A 14,552-nucleotide genomic window follows, 5' to 3' on the forward strand; every position below is an offset into this window, starting at 1 on the left:
ACGCGGGCGTCGCCGCTGCCGCGCACAGCGCCGCAGCGCCGGCCTTCAGCATGTCGCGGCGAAGTAGTGCAGCAGATGACACCCCGATCATGCGGCCGACATCTCCGCACCCGCAAGTCCGGGAAGAACATTGCTCCGTACACGCTTCACTAATCGCCCGGTGTCATTGCAGGCGATGCCTCGTGATGCTGCCAATGCGCCTCTCCAATACACGTCCGGGGCCGGCGTCATCGTCGGGATTGCCGGAAAGATACTGTCGAACCATTGAACGGCGGCGCGACATGATGTGCTGGGGTCAAGGCTAGGGGCCGACGTACCGGGGCGCAAGCAGATTAAGAAATTTAATTTTCTTTCACGCGGTCGGTTTTCCATGCGGTTGCAGCGGGGTGGCGCGTGATAGGGCCCGGGCGGATCGATGAGCCCGGCCGGGCCCATCGACTTTTCTTTCGCCGGACGTGTAAGAATACGTCGGAGGGGCATATCACGATGGACAAACCGATACGGGAAGCGCGCGGTGCGCGCCTCGCAGTGTCGTTGTCGGGCACGAACCTGGCGCGTGCGAGCGACTATAATCAGCGCGTGGTTCTGCAGGCCATCCGGCTCAGCCCGGAGACCAGCCGTGTCGAGCTGAGCCGGACGACCGGGCTGACCGCGCCGACGATCGCTAACATCACGCGCCGGCTGATCGACGCCGGTCTGGTGAAAGAGGTCGGCCGCCTTCAGGGCCCGCGTGGGCAGCCCGCGATCCAGCTGACGATCGAGCCGCTGGGCTGCGTCGCGATCGGCCTCAACATCGATCGCGATCACCTGACGCTGGTCGCGCTCGATCTCGCGGGTCAGGTGCGCAGCCGGATCGCGCAGGATATCGCCTTTGCGATGCCCGAGGACGTCGTCGCGTTCGCCGCGCACAACCTCGAATCGCTGCTCGCGGAGGCCGGGGTCGGACGCGACCGCGTGATCGGCGTCGGGGTCGCGGTACCCAATGATCTGGGCGTCATCACGCTGCCGGGGCGGCCGTCGGATTATGATCGCTGGGCGGGCCTCTCGATCCCCGCGCTGCTCGCCCCGGTCATGCCCTGGCCGACCGTGATCGAGAACGATGCGGCGGCGGCGGCGATCGGCGAGGCGCAGGCGGGGGCGGGGTCACCGCTGGCGAGCTTCTTCTATATCCTGATCAATTCCGGGCTTGGTGGCGGGTTGATGATCGACCGCCATTTCGTCGAGGGCGCGAACAAGCGCAGCGCCGAACTGGGATTGCTGCCCGACGCGACCAACCCGGCGCCGGGCGCGGTCGTGCAGGACATCGTCTCGATCTCGGCGCTGCTGCAGATGCTGAAGGACGCCGGCCTCGATGTCGAAAGCCAGAAGGACATCCGGCCCGCCGATCCGCAGACCGACCGCGTGCTCGAACGCTGGGTCGATCTCGCCGCCAAGGCGCTGATCGCACCGCTGATCAACATCACCTGCCTGATCGATCCCGACGCCATCGTCATCGGCGGCCGGCTCGACACCGCGCTGCTCGACCGCCTGATCGCCCGCCTCGCCGGCGCGTTGGCGGTCACCGTACAGCCCCCGATGACCACGATCATCCGCGGCGCCCTCGCCGCCGACGCACCGGTCATCGGCGCCGCGCTGCTGCCCTTCCTCGACAAGCTGCTCCCCTCCGACGCCATCCTGATGCAGGTCGGCCGGTAGGGGCGTGAAGAGCCGGAATACGGCCCTTCACGCCGCGCCTGCGAGGGAGGGGCCCTCGCGGCTTACTGTCCCGCGATCATCTTCGTGTAGGCCGCCACCGGCACCGATTCCCGCGTGCCCTTGGTCGGTTCGATCTTGAAGAAATAGGATTCCGTCCACGCGCGACCGCCGCCCCAGGCCATCGCATCGAGCCAGACGTCACTGTCGGTCTTGATCGACTTGACGACGTTCGCCGCGATCGCGGTGCAGGATGCGGGCAGCCCCTTGGAGCTTCCCAGTGCATATTCGCCCAGGATCGCCCGATATCCCCGCTTCCGGGCAGCCGCAGCGAAGATCTTCAGTCCGCCGTCGCCCGCCGGTTCGCTGACGCACTCCGCATTGGTACCGCTGGAACCGGTGTCGAAATAGCGATGCGGCGACAGGATGATGCGGTTCAGCGGGTCGATGAGGCCGCCCGAGCGATCGATCGCGCATGCAGCGCTCTCGCAGTCCCGGCTGGCCGGTTCGTTCTTGTCGAACCGGAATGACGCGGACCATTGTGGCCACTCGACGAGGATGCGGTGCTTGAACCCCGCCTTGCGAATGCCTGCGACGATCTGGTTGGTATCGCGAACCCATTGCATCCAGTCGTTCGTCACCACGGGATCGGTGAAGAAGCGCGGCTCGTTCATCAGGTCGATCATGACCATTTCGGAATTGTCGAGCTTGCGCAGGATCGGCAGCCAGAATGCGATCTGCTCCGCCGGCGTCGGCCATTTATAGTCATGGCGGTCGAGGATCACGGGCACGTTGCGCGCGCTGGCCGCCTTGACGACGTCGACCACCCGCTGGAGGACGACGGGGTCATTCATCTGGCTGCCGTTGAACGGCAGGCGGATGCTGCGAAACCCGGCCTTGTCGACGTACCAGGCGACGTCGGCCACGGTCGGGCACAGGGCGCCGTTCGCGACGAACGAACATCCCGCGAGATTGACGCCGAACCGCGGCGCGGCCTCGGCGGCCGTGGCGAAGGACAGCAGGGCCGTGGCAGCGGCGATGACACGAGGAAGAATCATCTTACTTCACCTACGAGGTTTGGATGGAATGCCGTGCTCTCGATGTGAAGCACAGTGCGATCCCTCAAATAGCCAATTTGTGTTAAATTTTTCTTCCGCAACAAGACGTTGCCGTGGAATAATTATCGAGAGCGTCACAATTACTGACAGAGCTCGAGAGATGCCGTCGACTCGTGTGACACAGGTGGCGCGTGTCCGGCATGAACATGGCCGAGATCATCGCTAAAGTGAATCGTCCGGTAACCAGATGCTTCGATGCGACGACACGCCTGTCCGCCGCGGTCAGTGCCATTCCGGGTCGCGCCGACGCCGGGAATCCCGTGGAAGTCAGCGCCATTCTATGCCAGAAGCCCGCTCACGACACCGGATGGGGACCAGCGTGCGGTCAGATATGCCCTCTATCTATCTGATAACGCGGTTTTAAGCCCGTCGACATGGCGCTGAACCGCCGACGTGGTTCGACGAGCACCCTATGACTCTGAGGTTGTACCCCGTCAGATGCCCAATTCTGAGCGTATAATAGTTGAATATCCTGTCCTGCAGCACCGGTCGCGTGCCGCAGGGCTAGTAAACCTGTTTAAACTGTAAGGCGGACAATCAGTGACCTCCGTACCAAAATCCGGGATGCACCTGTCGTCCTTGCAATATCTGCGCGGTGTCGCTGCACTGGCCGTCGTCTATTTCCACGCGGTCGTACAAGTCGAGCAGGTGGCGAATATTCGCGAACTTCCGCTGTCCGGATCCTTCGGCGTCGACATATTCTTCGTCCTGAGCGGGTTCGTCATGTGGTGGACGACCAGGGACCGCAAGGTCGGCATTGGCGACTTCCTGGTCAAGCGCCTGATCCGGATCGCGCCGCTTTACTGGGTCCTGACGATATTTGCCGCGATGGTCGCGCTGTTCTTCGGCGATCTGTTGCGGTCGACCAAGTTCGACCTCCCGCATCTCGGCTTCTCGCTCCTGTTTCTCCCCTATTGGAACCCGGCCGTTGCCGCGACCAATGCGGAGGTCCTGACACCGGTCATCGTTCCAGGCTGGACGCTCAATACCGAGATGATGTTCTACGCGGTGTTTGCGTGCGCGCTGGCCGTCAGGCAGTCGCTCAGGCCCCTGTTCGTCGCCGTGCTGCTGGCGCTCGTGTACGTGTCGGCCAAGACGTGGCTCTCCGGGACGACCGCGGCCTTCTACGGTACGGACCGCCTCGCCGAATTTCTCGCGGGGATTGTTCTGGCGTGTACGATCCGCCGTCTTCCGCGCCTGTCGCCCGGCATCTGGGCGGTGGCAGGGCTTGGCGCGTTCGCCATGCTGTTCTGGATGGATCTCGAAAGGCCTTCCGTCTCGCAATTCATTGTCCTCGGCATACCCGCGGTCATTCTGCTGTGCGCGGCGCTCCAGATCGAGATCTCGGGCCATTTGCCCGACCTGCCGAAACTGTCCCTGCTCGGCGACGCGTCCTACAGCATCTATCTCAGCCATATCTTCGTGATCGCGGGCACCCGCGTCGCGGCCCATGTCGTCGGTCTCGATCTGGGCATGGCGAACGGTGCCGTCTTCGTTATCCTCGCGCTCGTCGTCAGCAGCGTCGCCGGGATCGTCGTCCACCGGACCATCGAACTCCCGCTGCTCAAGGGCATGAACAGGCTGCTGCGCGGTGGCCGCAAGCCGCCCGCCGCCGCCGAACTGGGCACATCCTGAGCCGGGATTTAGGGCTGGCCATCGACGCGCAGCCGTAGAATGTTCCTCGAGCGGCGCGTCGGCCTCGATTATCCGCACCAACTGCAAACGGTGACACCATGAAGACTTCACAACCTATCACCGGGGTCAGGGCGCGGCCCAAGACGGCGGCGCCACCCGGCGGCAAGGCGCTGATCAGCGATCAAAGGTTCGGGATCCTCGCGGTCACGCTCGTCGTCTCCGCGAGCCTGTACAATGCGATGCTCGCGATCATCAGCGCGCATGTGAAGGGCCTCACGTCCGCGGCGCCGATCGCGATGGAGGGGCTGCTGCTCGGCGGCGCGATGGGGCTGGCGCTGCTCAAGCGCCGTCCAGACGGCGAAGACGCTCCGGCGATCGGCTTGCTCTACCTGTTTGCGCTCCTTGCGGTGTTCACGTCGCTCGCGAGCGATGCGGTGTTCCCCGATGCCTTTCGCAACGTCGCGATCATCGCGTCCTTCTTCCTGCTCGGCCGTCGGTGCAGCTTTCCCCAGGTGCATCTCGCCTTTGCGCTGCTCACGATCATCACGCTGACGGTGCTGATCTTCGAGATCGCCTTCCCGACCGCCTATGTGTCGGTGTTCCAGCCGGGCAATTACTATGCGGCAACGCGCGGCATGGAGGTGAGCGAGTTCAACGAGACCGGCCTGTTCAACAATGCGGCGGGGTTCGAATCGCGCTTTTCCTTTGGCGTGTTTTCGGGCGCGCGGACCTCGTCGGTGTTCCTGGAGCAGGTTTCGAACGCGAACTTCGCCGGAATCCTCTGCGTCTTCCTCGTCGCCACATGGGGGCGGCTGAGCGTCGCCATCCGGACGACGATGGTGGCGACGATCCTGCTGATCCTGCTCTCGAACAACACGCGGACGTCATCGGCGCTGGCGGTGGTGACGATGATGGGATATTTCATATTTCCCCATCTGTCGCGGTGGTTCACCCTCCTAATTGCACCGGTCCTGGTCCTGCTGGCGTTTCTCGTCGTCGGTGACAATGTTGAGCATACCGACGATCTGATCGGCCGACTGGGCATCACCACCGAGGCGCTGCGTAAGCTCGACATTCCGACCATATTCGGTGCGAATGCGATGAAGGCGCGGCATCTGATGGATACCGGCTTCGGCTATGTCACCGCGTCGAGTTCGATCTTCGGGCTGATCGCGATCTGGCTGTTCTTCTCGCTCGGCCAGCGCGCGACGGACACCGCCTCGAAGCGCTGCGCCTGGGCGACCGCGGTCTATCTCTTCGCCAACATGATGATCGGCGGCACCGCGATCTTCTCGATGAAGGTCGCCGCCCCCTTGTGGATGCTGGTCGGCTATATGGCGGCCACCGCGCCCAAGCCCCAGCCGTCCCGATCGAATGGCCCTGCGCCACGAGGAACGGTCGCGGCCTGAAGCAGGACCCGGCCTGCCATCCGGGGAGTATTGGCGTCGGTGTGCTATGTCGGGACCGATTGGCTGCATAAAACCTAATTCAATCTGATACGTAGCTTTGCCATGGCAAGCAGCGAATCTCCCTCAACGGCAACCCGGTCTGCGGAAGCACTCCCCGACGATCCTCCCCTGCAACCGCCGGCCATCGAGCCGGCCGATCGAGAATATCTGGTCGCCGCGAGCACGATTCCGGGTTCGCACTACGGCGCGAGGATCGGGAGCAACGCGGCGCTCTGGGCGCTCGCGAACCAGCGTCAGGACATCGACAAGCGTTTGTCGGTCCTCACGGCCCGTAACCAACGAAGCATCCGTACGGCACGATATTCGGCGATCGCCGCGGTCGTTCTGGGGATCATGAGCACGGTTGGCGCAGCCTATTACACCCGCCAGGCAGATCCCCGCCCGGCTCTGGTCAAGGCTCCCGTCGCCCAAACCCCAAAAGCCCCCCATCGCACCGCCTGTCAGACCGCAGACAGCCGCCATCTCGACCGCAGTTCCCGCTGACGGTGGCAACACTCCCGTGGCGCAGAAGGCCAATGCCGCACTGAGCCAGGCTCGAGCGTCAATGCTCAAAAAGGCACGGAGGCTTTCACCCGCGAGACGTAAGGCGCGGCCTGCGCGCGCGCGGTCGTCAAGGTGGATTGCACAGCCGCTGCACGGTGCAGCGCTTCGGCGGGCGTTGATCGCCGATCGCAAGCGGACCCGGGAACTCAATCAAGCCCAGCTGAGAAAATTGACACGCCGACGTCGCGACTGATCGCGAGCCGTTGCCCTCCATGGCGGAGACATCCTCCGCCGTGAGAAGCATGGCACGCTGGCGTCTGCGCCTGTTGTCGCCACGCTGCTCGATACCTTAGAGGATGATCTCCACCAGGCTGATTGGGCGCGCATCGCGGCAGCGGTCGACGCGGTCGATGAGGCGCGACTGCAGTGGTCGATCCCGCTCCCCATGGACCTTGAAAACATGCGGCCCCTCGATATCCAGACCATAGATCTGATCTATGGCTGTGGACGGCATACGGAGGTCAACCTCGAAGCCTACCGGGGGACCGAGGCTGACCCGGTTCTTCCGTTGCGGTGAGTGCGGCAAGCGGCCGAAGACCGCGCCGCCGGGGTGGCTGCACCGCGACGCGGCCAGGTCGTCGACAGTCCGGTCACTGGACCTGACCGAAGAGCGCTACCTGCCTGGGGACGAGGCGCTGCTGCAATATTAGCCCTTCTGCTATTCTGCACCATTCACGGCAGTTGCAGGTGCGCTTCTTGAAGGCCGCGTTCGCGCCATTGCCGGACCAGCAACTAGGTGCTGAGATAAGCGCAACACCGGCTTTTCGACAGCCATGTAGAATAGCGAACCGACGACGATGGCGGCCAATATCGCAATCGACGATGCCCCATAGACGGCGAGCGGTTCCAACCCGTGCTCTACGAAGATGGGCATGCGACGAGTGAACATATAGATCACGAGTATGTGCGTCAGGTAGATAGCGTATGAGGCATTTCCGATGAAGAGCAGCGCCGAGGGCCACCGGATGTTATCGCTTAGAGACAGAAACCCGACGAACAGCAGGGTCGCTGGGATGCCGTAGGTGAACACCCGGTATTGCAGGGGAATGTCAGCATATACTCCGACGAGCATGCCCATCAAGCCAGCAGCGATCCACACGATCGGCAAACGCACCTTCTGATTTGTCTCCCTAAACCTGAAGCCGATGAGCGCACCGACGACGAACTCGAAAACGATAGGCTCGGCTAAGAATACGTGCATTACCTTATTGGTGCTAAAGACACCCAAAAGATATAGAGCGCCGATTAAAATGGAAAGCTTCAGTATGGCGTGCTTGCGGCCACTTGCGATTACGAGAGTAAAGCAGGCGTAGAACATCATCTCATAACATAGCGTCCACCCCGGCCCGATAATTGGCTGCAGGTTGCCTGATATGTCGAATGAGGGGATGAAAAAGATCGTCAATAGGCGTGGCATAGCGAGCTCCGGGCCGAAGCCAGACCTCGCAGCGATCAGGGCGCACGCCACCAAGGTGACCAATGCATATGGGGGCCAGACGCGCACGATCCGGTCGATCATGAAGTCAGCAGGCGAATTCCGGCCTAGGAAAAATTTCTGAGAAATGAATGCCATCAGAAAGCCGCTGATGACGAAGAAGACGTCTACGCCGGCAGCCCCGGCTTGGATAATCCAGCTTTGCGGTGCGTAAGCGCCCGGGGGCGCGTCATGCAGCGTCGTGGCGCGGAACGCATGATGCGCAACGACCGCGAGAGCCGCAAACGCCCGCAGGGCTTGTATTGCATCGATCTGGCCCGGTTTCCTTGCAGTGTCCTGCCTAAATTCTGTTCCGATGCCGCTGCTCGATGTCACTATACGCCCCCCGGCCTTTTCTTTGTTCTCCGGCCCATACGGTTCGATGGAGCATGATCGCAAAATAATTCTTACCTTAGGTTTCCCATTTTAGATCATGCGCGGCTATTAACATCGGGCATAACGCGAGCGCGTCTGCTGAATAGTGCCGTTCAAATTGATTGGAATGGCCCAAGCGTTTTCAGGGAACATGCGCAGGGCCGCCCCATGTAAAGCGCCCGGCTCTTTCGAACCGGGCACCTTGGTCACATCGCGTCATAATAGCCCGCGTACCGCTTCGTCAGGGAGGTGTTGAACGTGCCGCCATTGGCATCAGCGCCCTTTGCGCGATCGCGGCCGTAAGCGGTGCGGCCCTTGGCGTAGCGCTTCTTGTATGCGCGGTTTTCCCGGTCACCCATGGTGCGTTCTCTTGGTAAGAATGTCCAAGTCGACCATGGTTAGGCCCGCAAAGCATTCGGGTCCTAGGATCCCTATAAGCCTCCCGATGCGCTCTTCACGGCGCCGACCTCGAGCTATGATGAGCGGCTGACGGGGCGCTAATCGTCCACCATAAAGGCAGGTGATGCCCATGTCGGGCGTACCGAGTTTCGCCAGTCCGGCCCCCGCCTGATGGCATGGCAGGGGCCAACGCCCGTCGTAGCGGACCGTCGCAGACCATGGCGGACATTCAAGCACGATCGGGTGTCGGATGCGCTCGACAGGCGGCAACGAACCGAGCTCCGGCCGCAGGGATGTGAGACGGTTTGGCAAAACCTTGCGCTTGCCCATCAGCGACCGCGAACCACGATGCGGGTTGATCGCGGCTTGCTCGAACAGGCGCTCGTTGCGACCCTGGGGCCTGCCCGGCTCGCCACGTCCTCGGCCCTGGGTATCACGGCACCAAGCGCACTATGGTACTTTGGTTGCTCGCTAAATTTACCGGAATTTTCGGTCGGAACCAATGCGCCGCTCAATTCTTGGACTCTGACGAACTCAGTTACGTCGCAATTAACGCGAATGTGTAAAGAGTTAAACAATAGGGTTAATGGGAGTTCACGATGCGCGACAAGGCTTCGACACCACATGGCGCTGGATCGACAAACCAGGATCGTGGTTACTGCCAGCGGATGCCGAGCAGTATGAAGGCGGGCAACCGAGATCTCGGCATGTTCAATCGCAGCAGCGTGAAAGGCGAGAAATACCAGGGCCATGGTACGACGCGGCCTATATCTAAGTCAGAGTCGAGCCCGGCTGTCACTGGCAACAGACGTCAGGTGCACAGCTGAGAGATCGGCAAGGTCAGCGATGGTGAGCCGTAGAAGCGGTTCAGCCATCGCAGTTGCCGAATATGAACGCATGCTTGCGACCACCCGCGAGGCGGGGCCGATGCGCGATGCGGACGAGCTATTACTCCACATCATCTGTCCCGTCATGGTCGGGACATTACCGAAGTCGATCCGTGCCGAGGTGCCACGGCCTTCGACCAGCGTCACCGTGCGTACAAACGGCGCTCCGGTCGAGGGCGTAACCATTTCTTAACCACAAAGCCTCATCCGGCCGATGAGGCCTCGCCTCCCCGCAAGGGTTCCCTGCTCGTCACGATGCCGCCCCAGCTGGGACGGGCAGGGACTGCGACCCAATGACCTAGTCGGAGCGCCGCTGCCGGCGCGTCTGGGACGTATTCGGCTCCAAGGATGCCACAGGCGCAGGGTACCGCGCGATCGCGCGGGCAGGGGCTCAGCTAGGCGAGTAGGCCCCCTGATACAGTCGAAGACGGGCAACCCGGTCGTGCGGCCGATCTCCGGTCACGCGATGCTCAACGTCATGCGAACCTGCAGCGAGCCAATCGCGAACAAGGCGCGAAAGATCGCGGTCGCGCGGCAGGCGCATATCATTCAGTTGGGAGAGAAACTGTCGGAAGACAGATCAGACCATGTCGAACAGACATGACTCCGCCGCAGTGGAAAACATTTGTTTTCTGCGGTGGAGGATGGTGGACGCACTTGGGCTCGAACCAAGGACCCGCTGATTAAGAGTCAGCTGCTCTACCAACTGAGCTATGCGTCCATTCCGGGGCGGTTTTGAGTGGCGCCCTGGTGTGGCGCCCCGCTGCTGGAGGCGCGCTGTTAGCAGACTCATCGGGGGCCGCAACCCCCTTTCGTCCAAATTGCTGTCTTTTTCTGCTTACCAGCGGGTCGTCTTGCGATTTTCCCGGTCGATCGACATCAATATCCCCAGGCACAGCAGCACGGTCATCTGCGACGACCCGCCATAGCTGAACAGCGGCAGCGGGATGCCCACCACGGGGGCGAGGCCCATCACCATCATCAGGTTGATCGCGACATAGAAGAAGATCGTCGTGGCGAGCCCCGCAGCGGCCAGCCGCGCGAACCGCGACTGCGCGCGCTGCCCGACCTCAATCCCCCAGCGGATCACCAGCAGGAAGGCGAGGATCAGCAGGCAGCCGCCGACCAGCCCCCATTCCTCCGCCATCGTCGCGAAGACGAAGTCGGTATGCCCCTCGGGGAGATAGTCGAGATGGCTCTGCGTGCCGTTGAGGAACCCCTTGCCCCACAGCCCGCCCGATCCGATCGCGATCTTCGACTGGCTGATATGATAGCCGGTGCCCAGCGGATCGCTTTCGGGATCGAGGAAGATCAGGATGCGATTGCGCTGATAATCGTGCAGCGCGAAGTTGATCGCGAGCGGGATCGCGACCGACGCGGCCACCGCGCCGCCAACGAACAGCCTGAGTGGAATGCCCGCCAGGAACATCACCGTCGCGCCCCCCGCGCAGATCATCAGCGCGGTGCCCAGATCGGGCTGTTTCATCACGATCGCCGCGGGGATGCCGATCAGCACCGCGGCGGGCCAGACGGCCGCGAACCGCCGCGTCTCGTTGGGCGGCAGCATGTCGTAGAAGCGCGCACAGGCGAGCACGATCGCCGGCTTCATCAATTCGGACGGCTGCAGCCGGATGAAGCCGAGATCGAGCCAGCGCTGGCTGCCCCCGCGCACCGCGCCGAGCAGCTCGACGAGGACGAGCGCGAGGACGAGCGCACCATAGGTCGGCCACGCCGCCGCCTTCCAGACGCGCTCGGGGATGCGTGAGAGCACGACCGAGCCTGCCAGGAGGATGAAGAAGCGGATGCCCTGCGGCAGCGTCCAGGGGCGCAGCGAGCCGCCCGCCGCCGAATAGAGCACGACCAGCCCGAAGGTCCCGATCGCCGTGACCAGCAGCAACGTCCGCCAGGGCAGGGTGGCAAGCTGTTCGGGGATGATCCGCGATGTCATTGGCCGCGCTCCGTGGTTCCGTCTTCCGCGACCCCGCCGCCCGCGGTGGCCAGATCCGCCTGGGTCCGGTTGGCGACATCGGTGGCGTTCTCGACCGCCGGGGCGTCGCTCGGCACGGTCGCGTCGGTCTTGGTCGCGATCGCGGCGGGCGGGGCACTCTGCGCCGCGCGATAGCTCGCCGCGGTCGCCGCCATCCGCGTCCTGATGTCGCCGCCCCAGGTCGGTTCGACCTCGGCGAGCGACTTCAGCGCGCGCTCGCGGTCGAGCATATAGGTCATGATGTCGCGCCCGATCATCGGCGTGTCGAGGTTGCGCACCGTATGCCCGTTATGCTCGAGCACCACGGCAAGCGCGTAGCGCGGGTTGTCCGCGGGCGCGAAGCCGATGAACAGCGCATGGTCGCGCAGCTTGAACGGCAGCTGGCCGTTCTTGAGCACGCCCGAGCGCCGCTCCGCCATGGTGATGCGGCGGACCTGCGCGGTGCCGGTCTTGCCCGCGATCGCGACGCCCGGGATCAGCAGCTTGGCCGCGCCGCCGGTGCCGCCCTGGTTGATCACCCCGAACATCGCCTCGCGCACCCGCGCCAGATTTTCCGAATCGATCGCCAGCGCGGGCGCATCGCGGTGGACCTGGCTGGCGAGAATGCTTGGCTGCAGGTCGCGGCCCGACGCGATCCGCGCCGCCATAACCGCCAGCTGCAACGGGTTGGCGAGCACATAGCCCTGGCCGATCGACGCGTTGAGCGAATCCGCGACCGTCCAGGGCCGCTTGTATTTGTGCAGCTTCCAGTCGGGGTCGGGCATCGTCCCGAACCGCTGCGTCGAAAAGGGCAGGTCGAACTTCTGCCCCATGCCCAGCGTCCGCGCGATCGGCGCGATCGCGGCATAGCCGACCCGCCGCGCCATCTCGTAGAAATAGATGTCGCAGCTCTGCATGATCGCGTTCTTGAGGTCGAGCGGCCCGTGCCCGCCGCGCTTGTGGCAATGGAACACGCTGGTCCCCAGCCGCATCGCGCCCGAACAATTGACCCGCGCGTCGGCCGGGACGCCGGCATGGAGCAGCGCGAGCCCGTTCATCGGCTTGACCGTCGAGCCCGGCGGATACAGCCCCTGCGTGACCTTGTTCATCAGCGGCACGTGATCGTCGTCGCTCAGCATCTGCCATTCGAGATGGCTGATCCCGTCCGAAAAGCTGTTGGGGTCGTAGGCGGGCATCGACACCATCGCGAGCATCTCGCCGGTGCGACAGTCGATGACGACCACCGACCCCGAATTGGTGCCCAGCCGGCGCGCGGCATATTCCTGCAGTCCCGCGTCGATCGTCAGCCGCGCGGTCTTGCCCGGCACGTCGGGCTTGGTCGCGAGCTCGGCGACCAGCTTGCCGCGCGCGGTGACCTCGACCCGCTTGGCGCCCGCCTCGCCGCGCAGCGCGGGTTCGAGCATCTTCTCGAGCCCGTCCTTGCCGAGCTTGAAGCCGGGGGTGACGAGCAGCGGGTCGCGCGTCTTCTTGTATTGTTCGGCATTGGGCACGCCGACATAGCCGGTCAGATGCGCGACCGCAGCGCCCGCGGGATAGTTGCGCGCAAAGCCGCGCGTCGGCGCGACGCCGGGCAGCTCGGGCAGCCGCAGGCTGACGGCTGCGAACCGCTCCCAGTCGAGATTCTCCGCGACCTGGACCGGCTGGAACCCGGCGGCATGGTCGAGGTCGATCGCGATCCGCTCGATCTCCTCGGGCGGCAGCTGGAGGATGCGGCCGAGCAGCGGCAGTACGCGCTCCTTGTCGCGCAGCCGGTCGGGGATGATGTCGACGCGGAAATCGGTGCGGTTGTTCGCGATCGGCACGCCGTGGCGGTCGACGATCCAGCCGCGCCGCGGTGGCAACAGCGTCATGTTCACGCGGTTGCTCTCGGACAGCATCGTGTAGCGTTCGTTCTGCGCGATCGACAGCCAGGCCATTCGCCCGGCCAGCATCAGCCCGACGCCACCCTGCACCGCGCCCAGCATCCAGGCACGACGCGAGAAACTATAGGCTTGCGACATCTCGGTCACGACACGCGGCGGCCGTCTCATTTGGAAACCCGCTTCATTCCTGGACCTGCGTCGTTCGATCGTCGCGACGATCCGTGCCGCCAACGGGAAGAGCATCATGGTGATCACGATCTGCGCCAATAGCACGGTGTCGACATGCGTGCCGACCCGTACGCCCAGAAATCGCCCGCCGATCACGCAGCACGCGATCCCGCCGCTCGCGATCAGCCAGTCCTGCCAGAAATCGCGGTACACCAGCCGCTGCTCGATCATGTCGATCGCCACGAACGCCAGCGACCAGAGCAGCACCGCGCTGCCCAGCGGCTGCCCGCTGAGCAGGTCGTCGAACAGCCCGAGCGGCGCCGCCGCCCAGGGGCGCAGCGCGTAGCGCGCAAGCAGCCGCCATGCGAGCAGCATGACGAACCCGAACGGCGGCAGGATCGGGATCGTCGCGATCAGCGGCACGATCGTCATCAGCGATCCCGCCATGACGGTCAGCCACGGGATCGCCCGCGCCCGGCCGCCTGCGACCTTCGGTTCGAATGGCTTATAGTCGACGCTGTTGCGGGTGGTCACGGCTGGTCGATCATCTGGGGGAAGACGGGATAGGGTGGTTTGGCAGTCACTTGGCGCTATTGTCGGACGGCGCAAGGGCGCGCGGCGGCGGCACCGGCATGAAGCCGGGCTCGACCACCGCGAAATCGAAGGTGTCGGGGTTGGCGAAGGTCCGCGCCATCACCGAATCCGCCCCCGCGGTCATCACCCGCGCGACCGGGATGCCGGGCGAATACAGACCGCCGACGCCCGACGTGACGAACAGGTCGCCCGCATTGAACTTGACGTTGGTCGCGTTGACCGACCGGACGTCGAGCATGCCGTCGCCGCGCCCGACCGCGATCGCGGGCAGGCCGTCGCGCGTCCGGCGGATCGGCACGATGCTGTCGCCGTCGGTCAGCAGCATCACCCGCGCCGCATTCGGCCCGGT

At 63.9% G+C, this 14,552-nt stretch carries 13 protein-coding genes and 1 tRNA gene; 6 read left to right on the forward strand and 8 right to left on the reverse strand.

Annotated elements, in window-relative coordinates; all coding sequences use genetic code 11:
* Positions 1 to 486 precede the first annotated feature (486 nt).
* Positions 487 to 1,695: an ROK family transcriptional regulator gene (locus tag NI18_RS15425; RefSeq protein ID WP_037531182.1), complete on the forward strand. Its 1,209-nt coding sequence runs from the start codon at positions 487 to 489 to the stop codon at positions 1,693 to 1,695.
* A gap of 62 nt (positions 1,696 to 1,757) precedes the next feature.
* Here the strand turns inward: NI18_RS15425 and NI18_RS15430 are convergent, their stop codons facing one another.
* Positions 1,758 to 2,750 carry a cellulase family glycosylhydrolase gene (locus tag NI18_RS15430; RefSeq protein WP_031440167.1) on the reverse strand — a complete coding sequence of 331 codons (993 nt, stop codon included), beginning with the start codon at positions 2,748 to 2,750 and terminating at the stop codon, positions 1,758 to 1,760.
* Positions 2,751 to 3,350: 600 nt separating this feature from the next.
* Here NI18_RS15430 and NI18_RS15435 point away from each other — a divergent pair.
* The 3 genes from NI18_RS15435 (at position 3,351) to NI18_RS15445 (ending at position 6,397) form a co-directional block, all read left to right on the forward strand.
* Positions 3,351 to 4,445 carry an acyltransferase gene (locus tag NI18_RS15435; RefSeq protein WP_152555432.1) on the forward strand — a complete coding sequence of 365 codons (1,095 nt, stop codon included), beginning with the start codon at positions 3,351 to 3,353 and terminating at the stop codon, positions 4,443 to 4,445.
* Positions 4,446 to 4,543: 98 nt separating this feature from the next.
* A complete protein-coding gene (locus NI18_RS15440) occupies positions 4,544 to 5,854 on the forward strand; it encodes a hypothetical protein (protein ID WP_052149237.1) in 1,311 nt (436 codons plus the stop codon).
* 102 nt (positions 5,855 to 5,956) lie between these two features.
* Positions 5,957 to 6,397 carry a hypothetical protein gene (locus NI18_RS15445; protein ID WP_037531184.1) on the forward strand — a complete coding sequence of 147 codons (441 nt, stop codon included), beginning with the start codon at positions 5,957 to 5,959 and terminating at the stop codon, positions 6,395 to 6,397.
* Positions 6,398 to 6,746: 349 nt separating this feature from the next.
* On the opposite strand, the gene NI18_RS25775 is transcribed toward NI18_RS15445, so the two are convergent.
* The 3 genes from NI18_RS25775 to NI18_RS25160 all read right to left on the reverse strand — a co-directional run bounded on the left by NI18_RS25775 (position 6,747) and on the right by NI18_RS25160 (position 8,665).
* Positions 6,747 to 6,911: a hypothetical protein gene (locus tag NI18_RS25775; protein ID WP_192007146.1), complete on the reverse strand. Its 165-nt coding sequence runs from the start codon at positions 6,909 to 6,911 to the stop codon at positions 6,747 to 6,749.
* 204 nt (positions 6,912 to 7,115) lie between these two features.
* Complete coding sequence (locus tag NI18_RS15450) at positions 7,116 to 8,267, reverse strand: acyltransferase (protein ID WP_037531186.1); 1,152 nt, start codon at positions 8,265 to 8,267, stop codon at positions 7,116 to 7,118.
* Positions 8,268 to 8,512: 245 nt separating this feature from the next.
* Positions 8,513 to 8,665 (reverse strand): hypothetical protein, encoded by a 153-nt coding sequence (locus NI18_RS25160; protein ID WP_157840552.1) that lies wholly within the window; start codon positions 8,663 to 8,665, stop codon positions 8,513 to 8,515.
* A gap of 937 nt (positions 8,666 to 9,602) precedes the next feature.
* On the opposite strand from NI18_RS25160, the gene NI18_RS15455 reads away from it, so the two are divergent.
* Positions 9,603 to 9,785 carry a hypothetical protein gene (locus NI18_RS15455; protein WP_037531189.1) on the forward strand — a complete coding sequence of 61 codons (183 nt, stop codon included), beginning with the start codon at positions 9,603 to 9,605 and terminating at the stop codon, positions 9,783 to 9,785.
* A 249-nt stretch (positions 9,786 to 10,034) separates the two neighbouring features.
* A complete protein-coding gene (locus NI18_RS25780) occupies positions 10,035 to 10,196 on the forward strand; it encodes a hypothetical protein (RefSeq protein ID WP_198527031.1) in 162 nt (53 codons plus the stop codon).
* 41 nt (positions 10,197 to 10,237) lie between these two features.
* On the opposite strand, the gene NI18_RS15460 is transcribed toward NI18_RS25780, so the two are convergent.
* The 4 genes from NI18_RS15460 to NI18_RS15475 all read right to left on the reverse strand — a co-directional run.
* A tRNA-Lys gene (locus NI18_RS15460) sits at positions 10,238 to 10,313 on the reverse strand.
* 117 nt (positions 10,314 to 10,430) lie between these two features.
* The gene (gene rodA, locus NI18_RS15465) at positions 10,431 to 11,540 is read right to left on the reverse strand and encodes a rod shape-determining protein RodA (RefSeq protein WP_031392826.1); all 1,110 of its coding nucleotides are present in this window, start codon (positions 11,538 to 11,540) and stop codon (positions 10,431 to 10,433) included.
* Positions 11,537 to 13,609, reverse strand: coding sequence for a penicillin-binding protein 2 (gene mrdA, locus NI18_RS15470; RefSeq protein ID WP_037531191.1), 2,073 nt, complete (start codon positions 13,607 to 13,609; stop codon positions 11,537 to 11,539). Before mrdA ends, rodA begins: the two co-directional genes overlap by 4 nt.
* 580 nt (positions 13,610 to 14,189) lie before the next feature.
* On the reverse strand, positions 14,190 to 14,552 hold a 363-nt coding region (locus NI18_RS15475), incomplete at its 5' end, for a rod shape-determining protein MreC (protein WP_037531193.1).

Origin of the sequence: Sphingomonas sp. Ant20 (assembly GCF_000783375.1) — a bacterium.
In the GTDB taxonomy this organism is placed as follows: Bacteria; Pseudomonadota; Alphaproteobacteria; order Sphingomonadales; family Sphingomonadaceae; genus Sphingomonas; species Sphingomonas aerolata.

Coding starts and splice junctions, on each gene's coding strand:
- rodA (WP_031392826.1), bottom strand. CDS start 11,540: ATGACATCGCGGATCATCCCCGAACAGCTTGCCACCCTGCCCTGGCGG.
- NI18_RS15425 (WP_037531182.1), top strand. CDS start 487: ATGGACAAACCGATACGGGAAGCGCGCGGTGCGCGCCTCGCAGTGTCG.
- NI18_RS25160 (WP_157840552.1), bottom strand. CDS start 8,665: ATGGGTGACCGGGAAAACCGCGCATACAAGAAGCGCTACGCCAAGGGC.
- mrdA (WP_037531191.1), bottom strand. CDS start 13,609: ATGAGACGGCCGCCGCGTGTCGTGACCGAGATGTCGCAAGCCTATAGT.
- NI18_RS25775 (WP_192007146.1), bottom strand. CDS start 6,911: ATGCCGTCCACAGCCATAGATCAGATCTATGGTCTGGATATCGAGGGG.
- NI18_RS15430 (WP_031440167.1), bottom strand. CDS start 2,750: ATGATTCTTCCTCGTGTCATCGCCGCTGCCACGGCCCTGCTGTCCTTC.
- NI18_RS15445 (WP_037531184.1), top strand. CDS start 5,957: ATGGCAAGCAGCGAATCTCCCTCAACGGCAACCCGGTCTGCGGAAGCA.
- NI18_RS15440 (WP_052149237.1), top strand. CDS start 4,544: ATGAAGACTTCACAACCTATCACCGGGGTCAGGGCGCGGCCCAAGACG.
- NI18_RS15455 (WP_037531189.1), top strand. CDS start 9,603: ATGCTTGCGACCACCCGCGAGGCGGGGCCGATGCGCGATGCGGACGAG.